The 22,563-nt window shown below is 60.3% G+C and carries 21 protein-coding genes; 14 read left to right on the top strand and 7 right to left on the bottom strand.

Features of this window, described 5'->3' with window-relative positions; all coding sequences use genetic code 11:
* Positions 1 to 4 precede the first annotated feature (4 nt).
* Positions 5 to 511 carry a peptide deformylase gene (gene def, locus ACI77H_RS00485; protein WP_074872237.1) on the bottom strand — a complete coding sequence of 169 codons (507 nt, stop codon included), beginning with the start codon at positions 509 to 511 and terminating at the stop codon, positions 5 to 7.
* 167 nt (positions 512 to 678) lie between these two features.
* Here def and ACI77H_RS00480 point away from each other — a divergent pair, with 167 nt between their 5' ends.
* The 3 genes from ACI77H_RS00480 to ACI77H_RS00470 all read left to right on the top strand — a co-directional run bounded on the left by ACI77H_RS00480 (position 679) and on the right by ACI77H_RS00470 (position 3,497).
* Complete coding sequence (locus ACI77H_RS00480) at positions 679 to 1,704, top strand: LysM peptidoglycan-binding domain-containing protein (protein ID WP_407009880.1); 1,026 nt, start codon at positions 679 to 681, stop codon at positions 1,702 to 1,704.
* Positions 1,705 to 1,784: 80 nt separating this feature from the next.
* On the top strand, positions 1,785 to 2,885 hold the full coding sequence (gene dprA, locus ACI77H_RS00475; RefSeq protein ID WP_407009879.1) for a DNA-processing protein DprA: 1,101 nt from the start codon (positions 1,785 to 1,787) through the stop codon (positions 2,883 to 2,885).
* Positions 2,886 to 2,939: 54 nt separating this feature from the next.
* A complete protein-coding gene (locus ACI77H_RS00470) occupies positions 2,940 to 3,497 on the top strand; it encodes an L-threonylcarbamoyladenylate synthase (protein ID WP_407009878.1) in 558 nt (185 codons plus the stop codon).
* Positions 3,498 to 3,608: 111 nt separating this feature from the next.
* On the opposite strand, the gene ACI77H_RS00465 is transcribed toward ACI77H_RS00470, so the two are convergent.
* The gene (locus ACI77H_RS00465; protein ID WP_407009877.1) at positions 3,609 to 4,586 is read right to left on the bottom strand and encodes an NADPH:quinone reductase; all 978 of its coding nucleotides are present in this window, start codon (positions 4,584 to 4,586) and stop codon (positions 3,609 to 3,611) included.
* Positions 4,587 to 4,764: 178 nt separating this feature from the next.
* Here ACI77H_RS00465 and hemF point away from each other — a divergent pair, with 178 nt between their 5' ends.
* Both hemF and aroE read left to right on the top strand, forming a co-directional pair.
* Positions 4,765 to 5,679: an oxygen-dependent coproporphyrinogen oxidase gene (gene hemF, locus ACI77H_RS00460; RefSeq protein ID WP_407009876.1), complete on the top strand. Its 915-nt coding sequence runs from the start codon at positions 4,765 to 4,767 to the stop codon at positions 5,677 to 5,679.
* Positions 5,680 to 5,692: 13 nt separating this feature from the next.
* Complete coding sequence (aroE, locus tag ACI77H_RS00455) at positions 5,693 to 6,514, top strand: shikimate dehydrogenase (protein ID WP_407009875.1); 822 nt, start codon at positions 5,693 to 5,695, stop codon at positions 6,512 to 6,514.
* Between the two features lie 98 nt (positions 6,515 to 6,612).
* Here aroE and ACI77H_RS00450 read toward each other — a convergent pair whose 3' ends face one another.
* From ACI77H_RS00450 to betC, 3 genes are all read right to left on the bottom strand, one after another.
* Positions 6,613 to 8,181: a SulP family inorganic anion transporter gene (locus tag ACI77H_RS00450; RefSeq protein WP_407009874.1), complete on the bottom strand. Its 1,569-nt coding sequence runs from the start codon at positions 8,179 to 8,181 to the stop codon at positions 6,613 to 6,615.
* Positions 8,182 to 8,345: 164 nt separating this feature from the next.
* Complete coding sequence (gene choX, locus ACI77H_RS00445) at positions 8,346 to 9,266, bottom strand: choline ABC transporter substrate-binding protein (protein WP_407009873.1); 921 nt, start codon at positions 9,264 to 9,266, stop codon at positions 8,346 to 8,348.
* 16 nt (positions 9,267 to 9,282) lie between these two features.
* Positions 9,283 to 10,797 (bottom strand): choline-sulfatase, encoded by a 1,515-nt coding sequence (gene betC, locus ACI77H_RS00440; protein WP_407009872.1) that lies wholly within the window; start codon positions 10,795 to 10,797, stop codon positions 9,283 to 9,285.
* Between the two features lie 114 nt (positions 10,798 to 10,911).
* On the opposite strand from betC, the gene ACI77H_RS00435 reads away from it, so the two are divergent.
* Positions 10,912 to 11,862, top strand: coding sequence for a choline sulfate utilization transcriptional regulator (locus ACI77H_RS00435; RefSeq protein WP_407009871.1), 951 nt, complete (start codon positions 10,912 to 10,914; stop codon positions 11,860 to 11,862).
* Here the strand turns inward: ACI77H_RS00435 and ACI77H_RS00430 are convergent.
* Positions 11,849 to 12,520: an NAD(P)-dependent oxidoreductase gene (locus ACI77H_RS00430; protein ID WP_407009870.1), complete on the bottom strand. Its 672-nt coding sequence runs from the start codon at positions 12,518 to 12,520 to the stop codon at positions 11,849 to 11,851. The genes ACI77H_RS00435 and ACI77H_RS00430 overlap by 14 nt on opposite strands.
* A gap of 82 nt (positions 12,521 to 12,602) precedes the next feature.
* Between ACI77H_RS00430 and ACI77H_RS00425 the strand changes: the two genes are divergently transcribed.
* Positions 12,603 to 12,929 carry a DOPA 4,5-dioxygenase family protein gene (locus ACI77H_RS00425; RefSeq protein WP_407009869.1) on the top strand — a complete coding sequence of 109 codons (327 nt, stop codon included), beginning with the start codon at positions 12,603 to 12,605 and terminating at the stop codon, positions 12,927 to 12,929.
* Here ACI77H_RS00425 and ACI77H_RS00420 read toward each other — a convergent pair whose 3' ends face one another.
* A complete protein-coding gene (locus ACI77H_RS00420) occupies positions 12,930 to 13,331 on the bottom strand; it encodes a GFA family protein (RefSeq protein WP_407009868.1) in 402 nt (133 codons plus the stop codon).
* A 432-nt stretch (positions 13,332 to 13,763) separates the two neighbouring features.
* Here ACI77H_RS00420 and ACI77H_RS00415 point away from each other — a divergent pair, with 432 nt between their 5' ends.
* The 7 genes from ACI77H_RS00415 (at position 13,764) to ACI77H_RS00385 (ending at position 22,562) form a co-directional block, all read left to right on the top strand.
* Positions 13,764 to 15,071, top strand: coding sequence for a CitMHS family transporter (locus tag ACI77H_RS00415; protein WP_407009867.1), 1,308 nt, complete (start codon positions 13,764 to 13,766; stop codon positions 15,069 to 15,071).
* An 85-nt stretch (positions 15,072 to 15,156) separates the two neighbouring features.
* On the top strand, positions 15,157 to 15,924 hold the full coding sequence (locus ACI77H_RS00410; protein ID WP_407009866.1) for a TerC family protein: 768 nt from the start codon (positions 15,157 to 15,159) through the stop codon (positions 15,922 to 15,924).
* Positions 15,925 to 16,219: 295 nt separating this feature from the next.
* A complete protein-coding gene (locus ACI77H_RS00405; RefSeq protein WP_407009865.1) occupies positions 16,220 to 17,878 on the top strand; it encodes a Na/Pi cotransporter family protein in 1,659 nt (552 codons plus the stop codon).
* A gap of 56 nt (positions 17,879 to 17,934) precedes the next feature.
* Complete coding sequence (locus ACI77H_RS00400) at positions 17,935 to 19,323, top strand: M16 family metallopeptidase (protein WP_407009864.1); 1,389 nt, start codon at positions 17,935 to 17,937, stop codon at positions 19,321 to 19,323.
* Between the two features lie 207 nt (positions 19,324 to 19,530).
* On the top strand, positions 19,531 to 20,559 hold the full coding sequence (locus ACI77H_RS00395; RefSeq protein WP_407009863.1) for a DUF5924 family protein: 1,029 nt from the start codon (positions 19,531 to 19,533) through the stop codon (positions 20,557 to 20,559).
* 54 nt (positions 20,560 to 20,613) lie between these two features.
* Positions 20,614 to 21,762, top strand: coding sequence for an MlaE family lipid ABC transporter permease subunit (locus tag ACI77H_RS00390; RefSeq protein WP_407009862.1), 1,149 nt, complete (start codon positions 20,614 to 20,616; stop codon positions 21,760 to 21,762).
* Entirely contained in the window at positions 21,759 to 22,562 is an 804-nt protein-coding gene (locus tag ACI77H_RS00385; protein WP_192417834.1) for an ABC transporter ATP-binding protein, read from the top strand. Before ACI77H_RS00390 ends, ACI77H_RS00385 begins: the two co-directional genes overlap by 4 nt.
* The last annotated feature ends 1 nt before the right edge of the window (position 22,563 follow it).

Below are 22,563 nucleotides of genomic sequence, written 5' to 3'. Positions count from 1 at the left end.
GGCATCAAGCGTTCTGGCGATGGAGCTTTTCCAGTTTCTTCTTGATTCGGTCGCGTTTGAGGTTGGACAGGTAGTCGACGAACAACTTGCCATTGAGATGGTCGCATTCGTGCTGGATGCACACGGCGAGCAGGCCTTCGGCGATCAGTTCGTAAGGTTGGCCGTCGCGGTCCAGAGCCTTGATCCTGACCTTCTGCGGGCGATCGACGTTTTCGTAGAAGCCCGGCACCGAGAGGCAGCCTTCCTGGTATTGCTCCATCTCGTCGGTCAGGGTTTCGAACTCGGGGTTGATGAACACCCGTGGTTCGCTGCGGTCTTCGGAGAGGTCCATCACGACGATACGTTTGTGCACGTTGACCTGGGTCGCGGCGAGGCCGATGCCTGGCGCTTCATACATTGTTTCAAACATGTCATCGACCAACTGACGCACTTCGTCGTCCACTACGGCCACAGGTTTGGCGATAGTGCGCAGGCGCGAGTCGGGAAATTCGAGGATGTCTAAAATGGCCATAAGCTTAATTGCTGCACATGTGAGGTAAAGTCGGGTCGATGGCCTGGCGGGTCCGAAGATGCAGGCTACCGTTGTAAAACGTAGCTCCTTTCTTTGTGAAGAGCCAGGAGCGAGCCACGGGGGCTCTGGCGTTTTACGCGAACGCACATAATAAAGGGATTCACCGCATGAGGAAATCACTACTCGCCTTGCTCCTTCTGGCCTCGGCCGGTTTGGCGCATGGGCAAGTGCAACTCAAGGAAGGTTTTCCACAGCAATACACAGTGGCGGCGGGCGACACACTTTGGGACATCTCCGGGAAATTCCTCCGTGAGCCGTGGAAGTGGCCCGAGCTCTGGCAGGCCAATCCGCAGATCCAGAACCCCAATCTGATTTACCCCGGTGATTTGCTGTCGCTGGTCTACGTTGACGGTCAGCCGCGTCTGACCCTCAATCGCGGGGCTTCCAGGGGCACCATCAAGCTCTCGCCGCGGGTGCGCAGTTCGCCGGTGGCCGACGCCATCCCGAGCATTCCGTTGCAGTCGATCAACAGTTTTCTGCTGAGCAACCGCATCGTCGACAAGGTCGAGGATTTCGACAAGGCGCCGTACATCGTCGCCGGCGATGCCGAACGGGTGCTCAGCGGCACTGGCGACCGGATTTTCGCTCGCGGTCATTTCGACCCGAATCAACCGGTCTACGGCATCTTCCGCCAGGGCAAGGTTTATACCGACCCCGAGAGCAAGGAGTTTCTGGGGATCAATGCCGACGACATCGGCGGCGGTGAAATTGTCGCTACCGAAGGTGATGTCGCGACGCTGGCGCTGCAACGCACGACTCAGGAAGTGCGCCTCGGCGATCGCTTGTTCAGTGGCGAGGAGCGATCGATCAATTCGACTTTCATGCCCAGTGCACCAAAAAACCAAATCAACGGCCTGATCATTGACGTACCGCGCGGGGTTACCCAGATCGGCGCGATGGATGTCGTCACGCTGAACAGGGGCCAACGCGACGGTCTCGCCGAAGGCAACGTGCTGGTGGTGATGAAAACCGGCGAAACCGTGCGTGACCGGGTCTCCGGACAACCGCTGAAGATTCCCGATGAACGCGCCGGTTTGCTGATGGTGTTCCGCACCTACGACAAACTCAGTTACGGGTTGGTGCTCACCGCATCGCGCTCCTTGGCGGTGATGGACAAGGTGCGAAATCCGTAAGCAGGCTCCACAAGTTACCAACAGAGTTATCCACAGCTTATTCCCGTTTGAACGGGGCTCATAACGATCAAGGATGATCCATGTCGCTGTCTGCTGTTACACCGGTTTCCCCTGCGGAACTGGAAGCCCGTTTACGTCTGCATCGTTTGCCGGAGCTCGGTCCTGCACGTTTCAGAAAACTGCTCGAGGCCTTCGGCTCGGCGTCCAAAGCCATCAGTGCGCCGGCCAGTGCCTGGCGTTCGCTGGGCTTGCCGCCTGCTTGCGCCGAGGCTCGCCGGACCGATGCTGTCCGGGACGGCGCCAGCCACGCATTGGCCTGGTTAGAGCGTCCGGGCCAGCATTTACTGATGTGGGACCAGCCTGAGTACCCGGCGCTGCTGGCGGAAATCAGCGACGCGCCGCCGCTGTTATTCGTCGCGGGCGATCCGGGTATTTTGGAAAAACCGCAATTGGCGATGGTCGGCAGTCGACGTGCTTCCCGCCCGGGGATGGACACCGCCGCTGCGTTTTCGCGCAGTCTGGCTGGCGCCGGTTTCGTCATCACCAGCGGTCTGGCGCTGGGTATCGATGCCGCCGCGCACCAGGCTGCTCTGGACGTGGGCGGGCGAACGGTCGGCGTACTTGGCACGGGACTTGAAAAGTTTTATCCACAGCGCAACCGGAGGCTCGCGGAGGCCATGATTGCGTCGGGAAGTGCCGTGCTTTCAGAGTTCCCGCTGGACGCCGGACCTACGGCCAGCAACTTCCCGCGACGCAATCGCATCATCAGCGGTTTGTCTCTCGGTGTGCTGGTGGTCGAGGCCAGTGTCGCCAGCGGTTCTTTGATCACTGCGAGGCTGGCGGCGGAGCAAGGTCGTGAGGTATATGCGATTCCGGGATCGATCCATCATCCCGGTGCCAAGGGGTGTCACCAGCTGATTCGCGACGGCGCGATGCTGGTGGAAACCATTGAACATATCCTCGAAGCGTTGCGCGGCTGGCAACAATTGCCGTTATCCATGCAGGCATCGTCGGTGACGCATCCGTTGCTGATGCTGCTGCACGCGGCGCCGCATACCAGTGAAGCGTTGTCCGTCTCCAGCGGCTGGGCGCTGCCCAAAGTACTGGCGGCGCTGACGGAGCTCGAAATGGACGGCCGTGCGGTCTGCGAAAGCGGGCGCTGGTTTGCGCGGGTGAGCTAGGTTTTATAAGGAACATCGGTAAACTGCGCAGAGCCTTATTCCGGAGAGTTTTTCATGGTCAACAGTTGGCGTGTGCAACAAGCCGCGCAAGCCATTCGCGCAGGGGCGGTGATTGCCTATCCAACCGAGGCGGTCTGGGGCCTGGGTTGCGACCCGTGGGACGAAGAGGCGGTGGAACGTCTGCTGATGCTCAAGGGGCGGTCGGTGGAAAAGGGCCTGATTCTGGTCGCCGACAACATTCGCCAGTTCGACTTCCTGTTTGAAGATTTCCCCGAACTGTGGATGGACCGCATGGCCAGCACCTGGCCGGGGCCAAACACCTGGCTGGTGCCGCATCAGAATATGTTGCCGCAATGGATTACCGGCGTGCACGAAACGGTGGCGTTGCGGGTCAGCGATCACCCGTTGGTGCGGGATTTGTGCGCAGTGGTCGGACCGTTGGTGTCGACCTCGGCCAACCCTCAAGGACGGCCGGCGGCACGGACGCGGATTCGCGTGGAGCAGTATTTCCGCGGGCAGATTGATTTGATCCTGGGCGGCAATTTGGGTGGGCGCAAGAATCCGAGTGTGATTCGCGATCTGGCGACCGGGAATGTTATTCGCCCGGATTGAGACCGAGTCATCGTTCATCGCTGGCAAGCCAGCTCCCACAGGTTCGAGTCGTTTGAACATTTTTTGTACGACTTGGACCTTGTAGGAGCTGGCTTGCCCGCGATGGCGTCTTCAAGGCAACAAAACAGTCGAACCGGTAGTCCGTCGCGCCGACAATTCGGTCTGCGCCTTCGCCGCATCAGCCAGTGAATACTTCTGACTGATATCCACCTTCAACTTCCCGCTGATGATCATTTCAAACAACTCATCCGCCATCCGCTGCAGGTTTTCAGCGTTGTTGGCGTAAGTCGCCAGTGTCGGCCGGGTCACGTACAACGACCCTTTCGCTGACAAAATCCCCAGGTTCACCCCGTCCACCGCGCCCGATGCGTTGCCAAAACTCACCACCAGACCGCGAGGCGCTGCGCTATCCAGCGAAGTCAGCCAGGTGTCTTTGCCGACACCGTCGTACACCACCGGGGCTTTTTTCCCGTCGGTCAATTCCAGTACGCGTTGTGCGACGTTTTCGTGGCTGTAGTCGATGGTCGCCCACGCACCGTTTGCCTTCGCCAATGCGGCTTTCTCCGGCGAGCTGACCGTGCCGATCAACTTCACGCCCAACGCCTTGGCCCATTGGCACGCCAGCGAACCGACACCCCCGGCAGCGGCGTGAAACAGAATGGTTTCGCCGCCCTTGAGTTCGTAGGTTTGACGCAGCAGGTATTGCACGGTCAGGCCCTTGAGCATCACCCCGGCGGCCTGTTCGAAGCTGATCGCGTCCGGCAGGTGCACCAGATTGGCTTCCGGCAATACGTGAACTTCGCTGTAGGCGCCCAATGGGCCGCTGCCGTACGCCACGCGATCACCGACCTTGAAGCGGGTGACTTCACTGCCCACCGCTTCGACGATCCCCGCGCCTTCAGCGCCCAGGCCCGACGGCAAGGCCGGTGGCGCATAGAGGCCGCTGCGGAAATAGGTGTCGATGAAGTTCAGGCCGATGGCCTTGTTAGTGACGCGGACTTGCTGCGGGCCCGGCTCGGCAGGTTGGTAATCCACATACTCGAGCACTTCGGGGCCGCCATGGGCGCGGAACTGGATACGCTTTGCCATCTGAACTCTCCTTAGGTCATAGCTACTGAGGTGTAGCGCGAAGCGCCCTATCGAACTCCCAAGCTTGATCCCCGTCAACTGCGGTGTGTCCATCTGCAATGTTATGCTACGCGCCCATTTGCGCCGGCCCCCGCTCCAATGGAGCACCGCGTAGTTTTGCCCGATTCAAGGTGAAGACATGACGACCCGCACCGAGGCCGTAAAAGCCTACCTGCTTGACCTGCAAGATCGCATTTGCGCTGCCCTGGAAGCCGAAGACGGCGGCACGCAGTTCGTCGAAGACGCCTGGACCCGGCCTGCCGGCGGTGGCGGTCGCACCCGCGTGATCGAGAACGGAGCGGTCATCGAAAAGGGCGGCGTCAACTTTTCCCACGTGTTTGGTAGCGGTCTCCCACCGTCCGCCAGCGCCCATCGACCGGAACTGGCCGGGCGTGGCTTTGAAGCCCTCGGCGTGTCGCTGGTGATTCACCCGCACAACCCGCATGTGCCGACTTCCCACGCCAACGTGCGCTTTTTCATTGCTGAAAAAGAAGGTGAAGAGCCGGTCTGGTGGTTCGGCGGCGGCTTCGACCTGACTCCGTATTACGGCATTGAAGAGGACTGTGTGCATTGGCACCGCGTCGCCGAGCTGGCCTGCGCACCGTTCGGCCCGGACGTCTATTCACGCTACAAAGCCTGGTGCGACAGCTACTTCCACATCAAGCATCGTCATGAGCCGCGCGGTATCGGCGGCCTGTTCTTCGATGATTTGAACGAATGGGATTTCGACACCAGCTTCGCCTTCATGCGCGCTATCGGCGACGCCTACATCGACGCCTACCTGCCGATCGTGCAGCGTCGCAAGAACGATGCGTTCACCGCCAAACAACGAGAGTTTCAGGAATTCCGCCGTGGCCGTTACGTCGAGTTCAACCTGGTGTATGACCGTGGCACGCTGTTCGGCCTGCAATCGGGTGGGCGTACCGAGTCGATCCTCATGTCGCTGCCGCCGCAAGTTCGCTGGAGCTATGACTGGAAAGCTGAGCCCGGCAGCGAAGAAGCGCGTCTGACCGATTACTTCCTGCAAGACCGCGATTGGTTGGCCAAGGCCTGAACGAGGAATCCTGATGGACCGTTACGTCGTATTCGGTAACCCGATTGGCCACAGCAAGTCGCCGTTGATCCATCGTCTGTTTGCCGAGCAGACCGCTCAGCAACTGGACTACAGCACCTCGCTGGCGCCGCTCGACGACTTTTCCGACTTTGCCCGGGCGTTTTTCCTTGAAGGGCGCGGGGCGAACGTGACGGTGCCGTTCAAGGAAGAGGCGTTTCGTCTGGCCGACAGTCTGACGGAACGAGCGCAGCGGGCTGGCGCGGTGAACACCCTGAGCAAACTCGTCGATGGCACGTTGCTGGGCGACAACACCGACGGCGCCGGGCTGGTGCGGGACCTGACGGTCAACGCCGGTTTCAGCCTCAAAGGCAAACGCATCCTGCTGCTCGGCGCCGGCGGCGCAGTACGCGGCGCGCTGGAACCTCTGCTGGCCGCGCAGCCCGCCTCGGTGATCATCGCTAACCGCACGGTGGAAAAAGCCGAGCTGCTGGCAGAGTTGTTCGCGGATCTGGGGCCGGTGTCGGCCAGTGGTTTCGACTGGTTGCAGGAGTCGGTGGACCTGATCATCAATGCGACATCGGCCAGTCTGTCAGGCGATGTGCCGCCGATTGCCAGCAGTTTGATCGCGCCGGGCAAGACGGTGTGCTACGACATGATGTACGGCAAAGAGCCAACCTCGTTCTGCCGTTGGGCGACTGAACACGGCGCGGCGGTGTCGATGGATGGTTTGGGGATGCTCGCTGAACAGGCAGCAGAAGCCTTCTTCCTGTGGCGCGGCGTGCGCCCGGAAACGGCGCCGGTGCTGGCCGAACTGCGCCGACAACTGGCTGCATAAACCTGTAGGAGCCGGCTTGCGATCCAACGATTACGCGGTGTGCCTGATGCGCCGCGGGGCCCTTGTCGCCAGCAAGCCGGCTCCTGCAGGGCATTGTTTCAATCCTCGAAATGGATCGGGCATTTCTCCGCGCCTTCCAGCTTTCGCAACTCCTCTACCACTGGCGGCCGCGCCCCGCGCAAGGTCAGGCTACGGTTCTGCTTGCGCAGTCGCCGCGCTTCCTGGTGCAGCATTTCCACCCCCGAGTAGTCGATGAAGTTGATGTGTTGCGCCTCGATCACCACCCGTGCGCCGTGCATGCGTTGCAGGCGCACTTGCAGGTAATGACTGGCACCAAAAAAGATCGAGCCGCCGACCCGCAGAATGTCTTCATCGCCGTCGCGCCAGTGCTGCACTCGCGGTTGCGACGTGCGCTTGAGGTAGAAAAACAGCGATGCGAGCACCCCGGCATAGATCGCCGTCTGCAATTCCAGCAACAGCGTGGCGACACAAGTCAGGGCCATCACCACGAACTCGGCGCGGCTGACTCGCAACAACGCGCGAATGCCGCGATGGTCGACCAATCCCCAGGCGATCAACAGGATGCTGCCGGCCATGGCCGGGATCGGGATGTGCGAGATCAGCGCTGCGCCGAAAAGCGCAAACAACGTCACCCACAACGCGGAAAACACCCCCGCCATGGGCGAACAGGCGCCCGCGTCATAGCTGAGGCCGGAACGGGTAAAGGAACCGGCTGACAGCGAACCGGAAAAAAACGCACCGACCATGTTCGATAAACCCTGAGCGCGGACTTCCTGATTGGCATCGAGCAATTGCTGCGAGCGCGCCGACAAGGAACGGGCAATCGACAGGCTCGTCACCAGCCCGAGCATCCCCACCGCCACCGCACTCGGCAGCAATCGCAAAATCATGTCCAGATCCACTGGCAACGGACTGAAGGGCGGCAACCGCCCGACAAACGCGCTGACCAGCTTCACGTGGCCGAACATCGATGGCCACAGCCAAACCAGCAACCCGGCGAGGATCAGGGTGATCAACAGTGTCGGCCAGCGAGGCAGCGACCATTTCAGGATGATGCCGACGACGACTGTTGCCAGCCCCAGCACGAGCGAGGGTTTATCCACAGCATCGAGGTTGCGCAGCAGCATCAGAAAACTGTCCAGTGCGGTGGCCTGGCTGGGCAGGTCCAGCCCCAGCAGGTTGGGCATTTGACCGATGGCAATCACCACTGCGGCGCCGAGGGTGAAGCCCAATACCACCGAGTGCGAGACGAAATTCACCAGCGCGCCGAACCGCAGCAGCCCGAGCAACCACTGGAAAATGCCGGCGAGGAGCGTCAGAAGCAGGATCAGCGTGATGTAGTCCTTGGACGCGGGAACGGCCAGAGGACTGATACTGGCGAACAGGACGATAGAGATCGCTGCCGTCGGCCCACAGATCAAATGCCACGACGAACCCCAGAGGCAGGCGATCAGCACCGGGATGATGGCGGCGTACAAGCCGTATTCCGGTGGGAGACCGGCGATCAGCGCGTAGGCAATGGATTGCGGCAACGCGAGAATCGCGCCGCTGAGGCCGACGATCAGGTCCCGGCCGACGCTGGCGCGGGTCTGCCGGGGCAACCAGGTGAGGAAGGGGAAGAGTGAATGGCGGCTGGGAAGGGCCATGGGTCCTCTCGGTCGGGAATTTGCACAAGGGTAACAGGAACACCTGTAGGAGCCGGCTTGCCGGCGATGGTGGTGTATCGGGCGCCATCAATGTTGACTGATGCGCCGCTATCGCCGGCAAGCCGGCTCCTACAGGTAGCCATCCAGACCCTTGTGCAGAAGGGTCAGAGCTTGGCTTTTACCGCCGGCAACGCATCCTTGCCGTCCACCGTCTTCACGCCATCCAGCCACTTATCCAGCACCGCCGGATTGGCCTTGATCCACGCTTTTGCTGCATCAGCGTTGCTGACCTTCTTGTTCACCACGTCGGCCATGATGCTGTTTTCCATTTCCTGGGTGAAACTCAGATTGGTCAGCAACTTGCCAACATTCGGGCAGGCCTCGGCGTAACCCTTGCGGGTCAGGGTATGGACGCTGCCGGTGTCGCCGAAATACTTCTCGCCGCCCTTCAGGTAATGCATTTTCAGCTGCACGTTCATCGGATGCGGGGTCCAGCCGAGGAAGGTCACGAATTTCTGTTTCTTCACCGCGCGAGACACTTCGGCCAGCATCGCCTGCTCGCTGGACTCGACCAGTTTCCACTGGCCCATGTCGAAGTCGTTCTTTTTGATGATCTCTTGCAGCGAAATGTTCGCCGGAGCGCCGGAGCCGATGCCGTAGATCTTCTTGTCGAACTTGTCGGCGTATTTGTTCAGGTCGGCAAAGTTATGCACACCCGCGTCCCACACGTAATCCGGAACAGCCAGGGTGAACTCGGTGCCATCGAGGTTCTTTGCCAGTTGGGTGACGTCGCCGGTGGCCACGAACTTGTCGTAGAAGCCCTGCTGTGCCGGCATCCAGTTACCCAGGAACACGTCAACCTGGCCATCCTTCAAACCGCCAAAGGTAATCGGCACTGCGAGGGTGTCGACTTTAGGTTTGTAGCCCATGCCGTCCAGCAGAAACCCGGTGATGGCGTTGGTTGCGGCGATGTCGCTCCAGCCAGGGTCGGCCATTTTCACCGTCTCGCAGCTCTGATCGGCATACGCCGACGCACTGCCCAGAGCCAGCAGCCCGACCGTCAGTACTGTGGATAACTTTTGCATGGGCTTCCCCTTAACATTATTGGTTTTGGCAGGGTTGTGGATAACGTGCTTTGCGCTCCAGATCGTCGAGGTCGATGTGGTTGCGCATGTACTGCTGACTGGCGTCTACCAGCGGCTGGTGATCCCAGCTCTTCAGCTTGCCGATGGTCAGCGCGTCGGCGACGAAGCGTCGACGCCGCTGGCTCGCGAGCACCTGTTGGTGGATCGCCGGGATGTTCCATTTGGTCCGTGCTTCGGCCAGAAATTCCTCGAACAGGGGCCGATGTTGCGGCGAATGGCTGAGTTCTTCCTGTTCACGCGGGTCGTTGTGTACGTCGAAGAGTAGGCACGGGTCGTCTTCGCTGTAGATGAATTTGTAGGCACCGCGACGAATCATCATCAGCGGGCTGATGGTGCCTTCGGCCATGTATTCGCCGAAGACTTCGTCGTGACCGCCCTGCCCTTGCAGGTGCGCAACCAGTGAGCGGCCGTCCAGTGGCAGGCCCGGCTCAAGCGAGCCGCCGGCCAGCTCGACAAACGTCGGCAACAGGTCGGCGGTGGACACCGCTGCGCTGACCCGTCCGGCGCCAAACTGGCCCGGAGCACTTATCAACAGGGGCACTCGCGCGGCCATTTCGAACCAGTGCATTTTGTACCAGAGCCCGCGTTCGCCGAGCATGTCGCCGTGGTCACCCGAGAACACGATGATCGTGTCATCGATCAGCCCGGTTTCTTCCAGCGTTTGCAGGAGTTTGCCGACGTTGCTGTCGATATAGCTGCACGCACCGAAATAGGCCCGGCGCGCATCGCGGATCTTATCCACAGGCAGCGGCTTGTCCCACAGGTCGTAAACCTTGAGTAAACGCTGTGAGTGCGGATCAAGTTCGGTTTGATCCGGGGTTTCGGGCAGAGGAATGTCGGCATCGTCGTACATTTCCCAGAAAGCCTTGGGAATGGTGTACGGGTCGTGTGGGTGAGTCATCGACACGGTCAGGCAAAACGGCTGGTCGCCCTCATCGCGGATATGATCGAACAGGTATTGCTGGGCCTTGAACACCACCTCTTCATCGAAATCCAGCTGATTGGTGCGCACGCACGGCCCGGCCTGCAGCACCGACGACATGTTGTGATACCAGGTCGGGCGCACGTCCGGTTCGTCCCAATTCACCGCCCAACCGTAATCGGCCGGGTAAATGTCGCTGGTCAGGCGTTCTTCGTAACCGTGGAGCTGGTCCGGACCACAAAAATGCATCTTGCCGGACAACGCGGTGCGGTAACCGAGGCGGCGCAGGTAGTGGGCATAGGTCGGTACATCGGCGGGGAAATCGGCTGCGTTGTCGTAGGCGCCGATCTTGCTCGGCAACTGACCGCTGACCAGGGTAAAACGCGACGGCGCGCACAGTGGGCTGTTGCAATAAGCGGCGTCGAACACCACGCCTTCGGCGGCGAGGCGGCTGAGATTGGGCAATTTGATCGGCGAAGGGCCGTAGAACGGCAACATTGGCGCGGCCATCTGATCGGCCATGATGAAAAGAATATTCTTGCGCTTCATGTGATCGCGGCATTCCATAGTGAATATTTATGCGAAAGTGCTGCGATTGAGCATGGAGCCCATGTAGTTTGTGGTAAAGCCCATGCCAGGCAATGACTAGGATAAGCACAGCTTATGTATGACGCCCTCGGTGATTTGTCTCTGGATTTGCTTCGCGCGTTCGAAGCGTCCGCTCGCCAGCGCAGCTTCACCGCCGCTGCGGTAGAGCTCGGCACCACGCAGCCGGCCATCAGTCAGCAGATCAAACGGCTGGAAGATCAACTCGGGACGCGGCTGTTTGATCGCATTTATCGGGGCATTGAACTGACTGAGTCAGGAGCCATTCTTTTCGAGCAGGTTCAGCTCGGTTTGCAGAATATCGACGCAGGATTGAGTGCGATCAGTGCACAGCATCAGCATGAGGTATTGCAGGTCGCCACCGATTTTGCCTTTGCCGCTTACTGGCTGATGCCGAGGTTGCATCGCTTTCACGCGGCCAATCCTCAGGTCGACGTTAGCCTGGTCACCAGCGAACGCAGTCTGAACATGCTGCGCACCGATATCGACGTCGCCGTGCTGTTTGGTGACGGACGTTTTAAACAGGGCGAAAGCCATTGGCTGTTCAGCGAAGAAGTGTTCCCGGTGTGCAGCCCCCTGTTGTTGAAAGATCGCCGCCTGCCCATGCCGGCTCAAGGGTTGCTGGAATTTCCGCTGCTGCACCTGCGCGGCGAAAACAGCAGCAACTGGTTCGACTGGAGCGGCGTGTTCCGCGAGTTGGGGATTACTTCGGTGCCGGCACCCGGGCAATTGCGATTCGACAACTACACGTTGTTGATTCAAGCGGCGATTGGCGGCCAAGGCGTGGCGATTGGCTGGCGGCACCTTGTGGATAACTTGCTGGCACAAGGTTTGTTGTGTCGGCCAATTGCTGAAACAGTGATGTCCCGCTTGGGTTACTACGTGGTGCTGCCCCAACGCAAACGGCGCGGGGCGTTGATTCAACAGTTTGTGGATTGGTTGATGGCCGAACAGGCCAGCAGTGCGCAATCGCTGAGTGGCCTGCCGCTGCCGTCTATCGCTGTGTAGGGCCGGCCGCGATGAAATTTACGTGCTCGCCCACGTGCAGGTTGAGCTGCAGTTCATCGGCAATCCCCACCGCCACTCGGTTCAAGCGCTCCAGTGGTTCGGCCAGTCCCGGTTCCAGGCTGCTGCTGACGTGACTGAAATGCTCGATCGTCAGCCCCGCGACGCCGCGTGGCGCATTGACCAATGTCCAGCGCAACGCGCTGCTTTGCAGGGCTTCTCGGATTTCTTCGGCGGCGTGGCGTTGCAGTTGATCTTCGATCTCCGGTTCGTCGAGCACCTCGAAATCACCCACCAAAAACAGTCGGGCAATGCCGGCAGCCTGCATGCCGTCGATCAGCGCATCGACGGCCAGCACCTGTTCGACCGGGCCCGGAACAACGGTTTTTTCCACGTGTTCGCTGTTGAACGGCAACCCTGGTGCGTCTAGCAGACAGATGACGGCCGAGCAGCCCGCGACGCTTTGCTTCACGCGCTCGGCCTCGAACAGGTCGCCTGTCTTGGTCCGTAAACCGGGGCGTGGCGCGAGCGCCGTCAAGTCATCGAGGATGGCGATTACTTCATGCTGGCGCCGCAGCATTTCAGCCATCAGCGCACTGCCCAGGCTACTCATGGCACCATAAAGCACCACTTTTACCACCGAGGTTTCGGCATTTTTCATGGCTGAGCTCCGTTTTCCTACGTATATAGCGTGGGACCAGTGGGAAACGGCGACGGTTCGACTGGGATTCAGAGGGTTTCAGATGCAACAGATCAAGGGCTACCACGCCCACGTGTATTTCGACGCCACTACCATCGATCAGGCGCGCGCCTTGTGTGAGCGGGCGGCACGGTTATTTGCGCTGAAGATGGGGCGGGTACATGAGCGCCCGGTCGGCCCGCACCCGGACTGGAGTTGCCAGCTTGCATTCGAGCCGGAACTCATCGGCGACGTGTTGCCGTGGCTGGCGCTCAACCGCCAGGGGTTGGTGGTGTTGCTGCACCCGGACACCGGCGACGATCTGCTTGACCACACCGAACATGCGATCTGGATGGGCGCGATCCGGCCACTGGACCTGTCTATTTTTTGATCACAGGGTTTCTTCGGCTTCACCCGGCAGGTGCTCGTCCAGGTGCAGCCATGGCAGACGGCTGCCTGTCCAGATGTGCCGTTCGGCCGGAGCCTGCTCGGGATGATCGAGGGTGGCGATGGTCAAGTCGATGTTTTCGGGACTGAGCTGTGTCACCAGCGCGAGTTGCGCCCCACAGGTCGGGCAGAAATAGCGTACGCAGCTGGATGACGAGGCGTACTGCGCCGGTGTGCCTTTGCGCCATTCAAAGGTGGGTGCGGGCACGGTGATCCAGGTGGTCACGATCCCGCCGCTGACCCGCCGGCAAATCGAGCAGTGACAGTGGGCGATGTCGTCCAAAGGTCCGCGGAATTGATAGCGCAGATGTCCGCAGTGGCAGCCGCCGGTGTGTGTCTCGTTCATGGCATCGCTTCCTGATGTGTATTGACTGACGCCATCGCGGGCAAGCCCGCTCCCACAGTGATCTGTGTGTGCCACAAACTGCTGCTTCGCCGCAAAACCTTGTGGGAGCGGGCTTGCCCGCGATGGCCTCAACTCGGTTTCCCTCTCTGCCCGGTCCGACGACCGGTCGTACATCCGGTCAATGCTTTCATCGGCGAAAGCTCGGTGAAAGCTTCCCCGATTAGGATCGCCCCACTACCGGCAACAGACCGGTCGGCCAATGCCAGTGTTTTATCGCTCGCAGAGCCCATTTAACAACAACAATGGTGATCCTGATGTCTTCTGCTACCCGCCGCTTCGCTGCAACTCCGCCCGTACGCCTCGTGCTTCCCGTTCTGCGCTGACCTATCCGGTTCGCCCATTCCTTAGCCGCGCTACGCCTGGAGTATTCCCATGCTGACTTTCCTTGGCTTCGCCATGGTTATTACGTTCATGTTCCTGATCATGACCAAGCGCCTGTCCGCGCTGATCGCCCTGATCATCATTCCAATCGTCTTCGCCCTGTTCGGTGGTTTTGCGCCGAAAATCGGCCCGATGATGCTCGAAGGCATCACCAAGCTTGCGCCGACCGGCGTGATGCTGATGTTTGCCATCCTCTACTTCGCCCTGATGATCGACTCCGGCCTGTTCGACCCGGCCGTGCGCAAGATCCTCAAACTGGTCAAGGGCGACCCGTTGAAAGTTTCGGTCGGCACCGCCGTACTGGCGCTCGTCGTTTCCCTCGATGGTGACGGCGCGACCACTTACATGATCTGCGTGGCCGCCATGCTGCCGCTCTACAGCCGCATCGGCATGAGCCCGCGGATCATGGCCGGTCTGATCATCCTCGCCGGTGGCGTGATGAACATGACCCCATGGGGCGGCCCGACCGCCCGTGCCGCGAGTGCGCTGCATGTGGACCCGTCGGCGATCTTCGTACCGATGATTCCGGCGATGGCTGCCGGTGTCGTGGCCATCCTGGCGATCGCTTACTTCTACGGGAAACGTGAACGTGCGCGTCTGGGTGAACTGCATCTGGTGGGCGACGAAATCGACCACAGCGAAATCAGCGTTTCGCAGTTCCCGGACGCCCGTCGTCCGAAGCTGATCTGGTTCAACGGCGCCCTCACGTTCGCGCTGATGTGCACCCTGATCGCAGGCCTGTTGCCGTTGCCGGTGCTGTTCATGGTGGCGTTCAGTATTGCGATGATCGTCAACTATCCTTGCCTGCAACAGCAGAAGGATCGCGTCGCGGCCCACGCCGGTAGCGTGCTGGCGGTGGTCGGTTTGATCTTCGCGGCGGGTATCTTCACCGGTATCCTGTCGGGCACCGGCATGGTCGATGCGATGTCGAAGAGCCTGTTGGCGGTCATCCCGGATTTCCTCGGCCCGTACCTGGCCGTGATCACCGCGCTGGTGAGCATGCCGTTCACGTTCTTCATGTCGAACGACGCATTTTATTACGGCGTGTTACCAGTTCTTGCCGAAGCCGCCAGTCATTACGGTATAACCGCGGTTGAAATGGCACGTGCCTCGATCGTCGGTCAGCCCGTTCACTTGCTGAGCCCGCTGGTACCATCGACCTATTTGTTGGTGGCCTTGGCCGGTATCGACTTCGGTGACCATCAGCGCTTTACCCTGAAATGGGCAGTGCTGGTGTGCATGTGCATACTGGTTGCAGCATTGCTGATGGGGATTTTTCCGCTGTTCAGCACTCTATAAGCCCAAGACTCACCACAACGGGTCCAGGCTTCGCTGTTTGAAGCCTGGGCCCGTTCTGGTTTAACACTCGCTCAAAGGAATACACATGGAATGGCTGACCAACCCTGAAATCTGGGTTGCCTTCTTTACCCTGACCGCCCTGGAAATCGTCCTGGGTATCGATAACATCATCATGATTTCGATCCTGGTCAGCCGCATGCCCAAACACATGCAGCAGCGCACCCGGATCTTCGGCCTGGCGCTGGCCATGGTCACGCGGATCCTGTTGCTGCTGTCGATCACCTGGGTCATGCGCCTCACCGCAGACCTGTTCGAAGTGTTCGGCCAGGGTATTTCCGGGCGAGACCTGATCCTGTTCTTCGGCGGTCTGTTCCTGTTGTGGAAGAGCTCGCAGGAGATGTACCACGCGCTGGAAGGTGAAGACGAAACCAACGAGGAGCCGAGTGGCAAGGGCGGCAACTTCATCTACACCATCATTCAGATCGCGATCATCGACATCGTGTTCTCGCTGGATTCGGTCATCACCGCAGTCGGCATGGTTTCCCACGTACCGGTCATGGTCGCGGCGATCATTGTGGCAGTGCTGGTGATGATGTGGGCTTCGGGCACCATCAGCGAGTTCATTGACAAGCACCCATCGCTGAAGATGCTGGCGCTGTCGTTCCTGTTGATCGTCGGTACCGTGCTGATTGCTGAATCCTTCGACGTGCACGTGCCAAAAGGCTACGTCTACTTCGCCATGGCGTTCTCGCTGGCGGTGGAAGCGATCAACATCAAGATGCGCACCGCGATTGCGAAAAAGAGGAAACAACAGGATCCGGTCAAGCTGCGCAAGGACATTCCGGGCCAGTAACCCCGGACTTGCCTGAATACGCAAAACCTGTGGGAGCGGGCTTGCTCGCGAAGACGTAGTGTCAGTCGACATCAATGTTGCCTGATACGACGCTTTCGCGAGCAAGCCCGCTCCCACATTGTTTTTGCGCAACCGAAAGGCTCTGTTTTCATGACAGTTTTGTTTCAATCGTCTCTTTAGCTATGCGATGCTGGCGCGCAGACCGTTAGCCAACTACAGCTTAAGTACACAACGTAGAAAGTCGCGCGGCACCGTCAACTTGCTCCTTTGGGGCGCTACCACCACAGGGGGCCGTATGCTCACCCTGCTCAATTTGCTATCTGCCGTGGCCTTGTTGATCTGGGGCACGCACATCGTCCGAACCGGCATTTTGCGGGTCTACGGCTCCAACCTGCGCCATGTGATCGGCCAGAACATGTCCAAGCGCTGGCTGGCGTTCATCGCCGGCATTGTCGTGACCGCCATGGTCCAGAGCAGCAACGCCACCGCGATGCTGGTCACTTCCTTTGTCGGCCAGGGCCTGATGGCGCTGATGCCGGCGCTGGCGACCATGCTCGGCGCCGACGTCGGGACCGCGCTGATGGCGCGGGTGCTGACGTTTGATTTGTCGTGGCTGTCGCCGCTGCTGATTTTTCTTGGGGTGATTTTCTTCCTGTCGCGCAAACAGACGCGCCTGGGCCAGATGGGGCGGGTGGCCATCGGTCTGGGGCTGATCATTCTGGCCCTGCAACTGATCGTCGAAGCCGCCGCACCGATCACCCAGGCCCAAGGGGTCAAGGTCATCTTCGCGTCGCTGACCGGCGATATCCTGCTCGACGCCCTGGTCGGCGCCCTGTTCGCAATGGTTTCCTACTCCAGCCTGGCCGCCGTCCTGCTGACCGCGACCTTGGCCGGTGCCAGTGTGATCAGTTTGCCGGTGGCCATCGGCCTGGTGATCGGCGCGAACATCGGCAGCGGCATTCTGGCGTTCATGAGCACCAGCATGCAGAACGCTGCGGGTCGTCAGGTGGCGCTCGGGAGCTTGTTGTACAAGCTGATCGGCCTGCTGCTGATCATTCCGGTGCTCGACCCGTTGGTGCACTGGATCGACAGCCTCGACTTCAGTCCCCAGGAAATGGTCATCGGCTTCCACCTGCTCTACAACACCGCGCGCTGCCTGATCTTGCTGCCGACGGTCGGCGTGATGGCGAGGTTGTGTGCATGGCTGTTGCCGGAGCGCCCGGAAATCAACGGTACGGCCAAACCACGGCACCTTGATCCGACGGCGCTGGTCACCCCCAGCCTGGCGCTGGCCAACGCCGCCCGCGAAACCCTGCGTATTGGCGACCTGATCGACAACATGCTTGAAGCCATGCTCGACGTGCTGCGCGGCAAACAAACCGCCGTCACCCAGGAAATGCGCCGGCTGACCGATGACGTGGAAGCGCTCTACAGCTCGATCAAGCTCTATCTGGCACAGATGCCCCGCGAAGACCTCAGCGAGCAAGACAGTCGGCGTTGGGCGGAAATCATCGAACTGGCGATCAACCTCAAACTCGCCAGCGACTTGATCGAACGCATGTTGCGCAAGGTGCAGCAGCAGAAAACCTCGCAACGCCGGTCTTTTTCCGAGGTCGGCCTGGACGAATTGGCGGGGCTGCATAGCCAGCTGATTTCCAACCTGCGTCTGGGATTGTCAGTGTTTCTCAGTGCCGACAAGGAAAGTGCCCGCCAGTTGCTGCGTGAGAAACGTCGTTTTCGCGCACAGGAACGGCGCCTGGCCCATGCTCACGTCAGTCGGTTGCAACGTAAGATCGTGCAGAGTATCGAGACCAGCTCGCTGCACCTGGAGCTGATCGCCGACATGAAACGTCTGAATTCTCTGTTTTGCAGCAGCGCTTATGTGGTGCTGGAAACATCGGACACCGGCGCGTTGGCCGTCGACGATTTGGCTGACATCACGCATTCACCCTGAACGTCCACAGTTGCTTGAAGTCTGTTGAACTTACGCTAGCCGTATGGAAACTCGTTATGCGTTGTCTGTTGTTCGCCTGTCTGTTACTTGTCTCACTCCCTTCGTTTGCCCTGGACCGGTTTCAGGTTGAGGGCTATACCCTGCCCAACGGCTTGCAATTGCTGCTTAAACCCAGCACCGAACGCGGGCACGTGGCGATTCGCCTGGTGGTCGGTGTCGGTATCGATGATTTCAGCTGCGCCGACAAGGAGCTGCCGCACCTGCTCGAACACTTGCTGTTCAGTGGCATCGACGCCACCGGCGAAGGTGGACTGGAGGAGCGCATGCAGGCGCTGGGTGGCGAGTGGAACGCCTACACCAGCAACGCCGACACCACGTTCGTCATCGAAGCCCCGGCGAAAAACCAGCGCAAAGTCCTCGATCTGCTGCTGGCGCTGTTGACCCAGACCCGAATCGACGACAACGCGATCAACGCCGCCAAGCAAGTGGTCGAGCGCGAAGACGGTGGCCATTACTCGCACTTGCAACGCTGGCTGGATCGTCAGGACCTGGGGCACACCGCGAGCAATCAACTGGCCGTGGAGCTGGGCCTTAAATGCCCGGAGCGGGCCGAGGTCGATCACCTGACCCGCGAACAATTGGAGACGGTACGCAAAGCCTGGTATGCGCCCAACAACATGACACTGATCGTGGTCGGCGACCTCGACCGCTTGCTGCCGGGTTATCTGGAACGGGCCTGGGGCGAGCTTGACGCCATTGACCCAACCGATCATCCGCCGCTGCCGCAGATCCAGGCCAGCGCGACCCATGAACGCACCTTGAGTCACGGTTTCGTCGGCGGCGGTGCGAAATTGCACTGGCTGGTACCGGAGCCCGTGCTGGAAGATCAGCACGACGAAACCTTCGACCTGCTCAAGGATTATCTGGATTGGGCGCTCTATCGTCAGATGCGCCTCGCCCATGGCTTGTCTTATGGCCCCTCCGCCGAGCGTGAAGTGTTTGGCGGGGTGGGTTTCATGAGTCTCAACGCCGACCTTGAGCGCGACGCTGTGCCGCAGGCGCAACAGGTGCTGGATGAGTTGAAAGCCACTTTGCTCAAGGACGGCCTGGATGCCGACACCTTTAACCGCCTCAAACAGGCCGCCATCGCGCGGCAGGCTTGGGCCGTGCAAGGCAACAGTGCGTTGGCCGATTACTATTGGAGCGCGCTGGGTGACTACGAGGAAGGCCGTTTCGCCGACCCGGCCAAGGAACTCCAGGGGGTCACGCTGGCAGAAGCCAACAAGGCTATGCGCGAATTGCTCTTGCAACCGGGTTATCTGCGGATCGAGAAGCCGTTGATGAGTTATGACCAGGTGATGTGGGTGATTGCCGGGGTGTTTGCTTTGATGGTGCTCGGGCTGTTGGCCTGGCGCATCCATCGCCGCCGAAACCACCCCCTGTAGGAGCTGGCTTGCCAGCGATGGAATTCAAGGCACCGCGTTTATCCGCAAAGCACGCGTTATCGTTGACGACCATCGTCGGCAAGCCGGCTCCTAAAGTTCGTCGTAGGTCAGGATTTTGTGTTCGCCCATAGCGCGGCACTCTCGCCACACCGCCTCCTCGGCGGTAATCTGTCGGGGATATTTCCTACGACTATTGTGAATCGCCGAATGCCTACCCTGACCTTGTTCGTACAGCGCATCCTCGAGTTGATGAAGCGCTACCCAGGGGTCATTGCGCTCGGCGGTTTCATCTCCGGGGTCGGCAGCTTCATGTTGGTGGATCGCCAGCAAGGCCTGGCGACCTGGATCACCATCATCATGGTGCTCAGCTGGATCTGGCTGATGCTGGAAAACAGCCTCACCAAGCTTTTCACCCGAATCTTCAAGCGTGAAATCCCCCAGCCGCTGCTGCGCTACGCCACGCAGATGATCCACCAGGAAAGTCTGTTCTTTGTCCTGCCGTTCTTTTTCATCACCACCACGTGGAACAGCGGCCAGTTGTTTTTCACCGGGCTGCTGGGCATCGCGGCGCTGATTTCCATCACCGACCCGCTCTACTACAAATGGCTGGCGCCCCGGCGCTGGGCGTTCCTGGCGTTGCACACCCTGACGCTGTTCGCGGCGCTGTTGACCGCCCTGCCCGTCATCCTGCACCTGACCACCTCCCAGAGCTTCAAACTGGCGCTGGGCACGGCTGTCGTGCTGTCGTTCCCGAGCCTGGCGTCGATCTTCCCCATTCGTACCGTGCGCAACGCGTTGGCAATCTTGAGTATCACCGTCGGCATCGGTGGCGTGGGTTGGGTGCTGCGCTCGTGGGTGCCGCCGGCGACCTTGTGGATGACCGATGTGGCGATCAGCACGCAAATGCAGGACCGCACGCCCGGCAAAAGCCTGGACGAAGTCAGCGCCGAGCAGATCCGTGGCGACGGCCTCTACGCCTACACGGCGATCAACGCCCCGCGCGGTCTCGACGAGCGCATTTACCATGTGTGGCAGTTCAACGGCAAAGAGGTCGACCGCATCGCCCTGGATATCCACGGCGGGCGCAAGGAAGGCTATCGCGCCTGGACCCACAAGCAGAATTTCCCCGGCAACCCGGCGGGCGACTGGCAGGTGCGGGTGCTGACCGAAGATGGCCAGTTGATCGGCGTGTTGCGCTTCAAGATCACAGACAGCACACCGATCAAAGAAAAGTAGTGTGGTTCGTGCTATTACGTAGATCTGTGTTACAGCCGAACAAGCACGGAGCTTATGACCAGCAGCACAACGCCCGGCAGTGCCTTGATGGACACTTCGCACACCCCTGCACAATTGCGGGTCATGGGTGACTGGACGCTCGCCCATTACGCCGATCTCAAGACGTTGAGCGAAAAGCTCCGCGGCCAATACGACGACAGCACCCACATCGACCTCAACGGCCTCGGCGCACTCGATACGGCCGGGGCATCGCTGCTGGTGGAATTGCTCGGTTCCGACCGCCTGGGCAAATCCGCCGAACATCCCGACTGCACCTTGTCTGTCGCCGATCGTGCATTGCTGCAGACCGTTTATTGTTCGATGACGGACTTCTGCGTACCGATCAAGGAAGCGGAAATCGGCGTCGGCATTCAACTGCTGACCCGTATTGGCCGCGCGGTAGACGCCGTCTGGCAAGACACCCTGCAATTGCTGGGCTTCGTCGGGCTGATCCTGGAAACCATCGCCCGCAGCCTGTTCCGTCCCAAACGCTGGCGCATCACGCCAATGGTCGCGCACATCGAACAGACCGGCCTCGACGCCGCGCCCATCGTCGCCCTGCTGACGTTTCTGGTGGGCGCCGTGGTGGCGTTTCTCGGGGCGACGGTGTTGGCGAGTTTCGGTGCGAGCATCTTCACCGTGGACCTGGTGGCGTTCTCGTTTCTACGTGAATTCGGCGTGTTGCTGACCGCGATCCTGATGGCCGGGCGCACCGCCAGTGCGTTTACTGCGCAAATTGGCTCGATGAAGGCCAACGAAGAAATCGACGCCATTCGTACCTTGGGTCTCGACCCGATGGAGTTGCTGGTGGTGCCACGCGTGCTGGCGCTGCTGGTGGCGCTGCCGATGCTGACCTTTCTGGCGATGCTCTCGGGGATTGTCGGCGGTGGCGTGGTCTGCGCCGTGGCGCTGGATATCTCGCCGGCGATGTTCTTGTCGCTGCTGCAAACCGACATCGGCGTGCAGCATTTTGTGGTCGGCATCGTCAAAGCGCCGATCTTCGCCTTCCTCATCGCCGCGATCGGTTGTCTTGAAGGCTTCAAGGTCAGCGGCAGCGCCGAGTCTGTGGGCGCACACACTACATCGAGCGTGGTGCAGTCGATTTTCGTGGTAATCGTGCTCGACGCCGTGGCCGCGCTGTTTTTCATGGAGATGGGCTGGTGAGTCGTCTACCCCGAGCGCCCTCCGAGGCGGTGATCGAAGTCCGTGGGCTGTGCAATCGCTTTGGCCGCCAGAGCGTGCACGAGAACCTCGATCTGGATCTGTACAAGGGCGAAATCCTCGCCGTGGTCGGCGGTTCCGGCAGCGGAAAGTCAGTGCTGCTGCGCAGCATTGTCGGCCTGCGCCAGCCCAGCGAAGGTGTGGTGAAGGTCTTCGGCAAAAACCTGCCGACCCTGTCCGAGCACGAACGCTCGATGGTCGAACGGCGCTTCGGGGTGCTGTTTCAGAAAGGCGCGCTGTTCTCTTCGCTGACCGTGACCGAAAACGTCGCCCTGCCCCTGATCGAACACGCCGGCCTGAGCCGCAACGATGCCGAACACCTGGCAGCGGTGAAACTGGCGTTGGCCGGGTTGCCGCTGTCGGCGGCGGACAAGTACCCCGCTTCGCTGTCCGGCGGCATGATCAAACGCGCGGCGCTGGCCCGCGCATTGGCGCTGGACCCGGACATCCTGTTCCTCGACGAGCCCACTGCCGGCCTCGACCCGATTGGCGCGGCGGCTTTCGATCAGTTGATCCTGACCCTGCGCGATGCGTTGGGGTTGAGTGTATTTCTGGTGACCCACGACCTCGACACGCTCTACACCATCACCGACCGCGTGGCGGTACTGGCGCAGAAAAAAGTGCTGGTGGCTGACGCCATCGACAAGGTTTCGGAAACCGACGACGCGTGGATTCACGAATACTTCCATGGCCCTCGCGGCCGCGCGGCGCTGACAGCCGCTCAACAGCTCAACGAGGTCTGAC

It is taken from the genome of Pseudomonas sp. O230 (genome assembly GCF_045447035.1).
Taxonomy (GTDB): domain Bacteria; phylum Pseudomonadota; class Gammaproteobacteria; order Pseudomonadales; family Pseudomonadaceae; genus Aquipseudomonas.
This window is presented reverse-complemented; position numbering and strand designations above follow the sequence as displayed.

What these genes read in the sequence shown, in the direction of transcription:
- ACI77H_RS00430 (WP_407009870.1), bottom strand. Translation starts at nt 12,520, where the DNA reads ATGAAAAATGCCGAAACCTCGGTGGTAAAAGTGGTGCTTTATGGTGCC.
- ACI77H_RS00420 (WP_407009868.1), bottom strand. Translation starts at nt 13,331, where the DNA reads ATGAACGAGACACACACCGGCGGCTGCCACTGCGGACATCTGCGCTAT.
- betC (WP_407009872.1), bottom strand. Translation starts at nt 10,797, where the DNA reads ATGAAGCGCAAGAATATTCTTTTCATCATGGCCGATCAGATGGCCGCG.
- ACI77H_RS00425 (WP_407009869.1), top strand. Translation starts at nt 12,603, where the DNA reads ATGCAACAGATCAAGGGCTACCACGCCCACGTGTATTTCGACGCCACT.
- hemF (WP_407009876.1), top strand. Translation starts at nt 4,765, where the DNA reads ATGACGACCCGCACCGAGGCCGTAAAAGCCTACCTGCTTGACCTGCAA.
- ACI77H_RS00395 (WP_407009863.1), top strand. Translation starts at nt 19,531, where the DNA reads ATGCCTACCCTGACCTTGTTCGTACAGCGCATCCTCGAGTTGATGAAG.
- ACI77H_RS00415 (WP_407009867.1), top strand. Translation starts at nt 13,764, where the DNA reads ATGCTGACTTTCCTTGGCTTCGCCATGGTTATTACGTTCATGTTCCTG.
- ACI77H_RS00405 (WP_407009865.1), top strand. Translation starts at nt 16,220, where the DNA reads ATGCTCACCCTGCTCAATTTGCTATCTGCCGTGGCCTTGTTGATCTGG.
- ACI77H_RS00435 (WP_407009871.1), top strand. Translation starts at nt 10,912, where the DNA reads ATGTATGACGCCCTCGGTGATTTGTCTCTGGATTTGCTTCGCGCGTTC.
- ACI77H_RS00465 (WP_407009877.1), bottom strand. Translation starts at nt 4,586, where the DNA reads ATGGCAAAGCGTATCCAGTTCCGCGCCCATGGCGGCCCCGAAGTGCTC.
- def (WP_074872237.1), bottom strand. Translation starts at nt 511, where the DNA reads ATGGCCATTTTAGACATCCTCGAATTTCCCGACTCGCGCCTGCGCACT.
- ACI77H_RS00400 (WP_407009864.1), top strand. Translation starts at nt 17,935, where the DNA reads ATGCGTTGTCTGTTGTTCGCCTGTCTGTTACTTGTCTCACTCCCTTCG.
- ACI77H_RS00450 (WP_407009874.1), bottom strand. Translation starts at nt 8,181, where the DNA reads ATGGCCCTTCCCAGCCGCCATTCACTCTTCCCCTTCCTCACCTGGTTG.
- ACI77H_RS00480 (WP_407009880.1), top strand. Translation starts at nt 679, where the DNA reads ATGAGGAAATCACTACTCGCCTTGCTCCTTCTGGCCTCGGCCGGTTTG.
- ACI77H_RS00470 (WP_407009878.1), top strand. Translation starts at nt 2,940, where the DNA reads ATGGTCAACAGTTGGCGTGTGCAACAAGCCGCGCAAGCCATTCGCGCA.
- ACI77H_RS00410 (WP_407009866.1), top strand. Translation starts at nt 15,157, where the DNA reads ATGGAATGGCTGACCAACCCTGAAATCTGGGTTGCCTTCTTTACCCTG.
- dprA (WP_407009879.1), top strand. Translation starts at nt 1,785, where the DNA reads ATGTCGCTGTCTGCTGTTACACCGGTTTCCCCTGCGGAACTGGAAGCC.
- aroE (WP_407009875.1), top strand. Translation starts at nt 5,693, where the DNA reads ATGGACCGTTACGTCGTATTCGGTAACCCGATTGGCCACAGCAAGTCG.
- ACI77H_RS00390 (WP_407009862.1), top strand. Translation starts at nt 20,614, where the DNA reads ATGACCAGCAGCACAACGCCCGGCAGTGCCTTGATGGACACTTCGCAC.
- choX (WP_407009873.1), bottom strand. Translation starts at nt 9,266, where the DNA reads ATGCAAAAGTTATCCACAGTACTGACGGTCGGGCTGCTGGCTCTGGGC.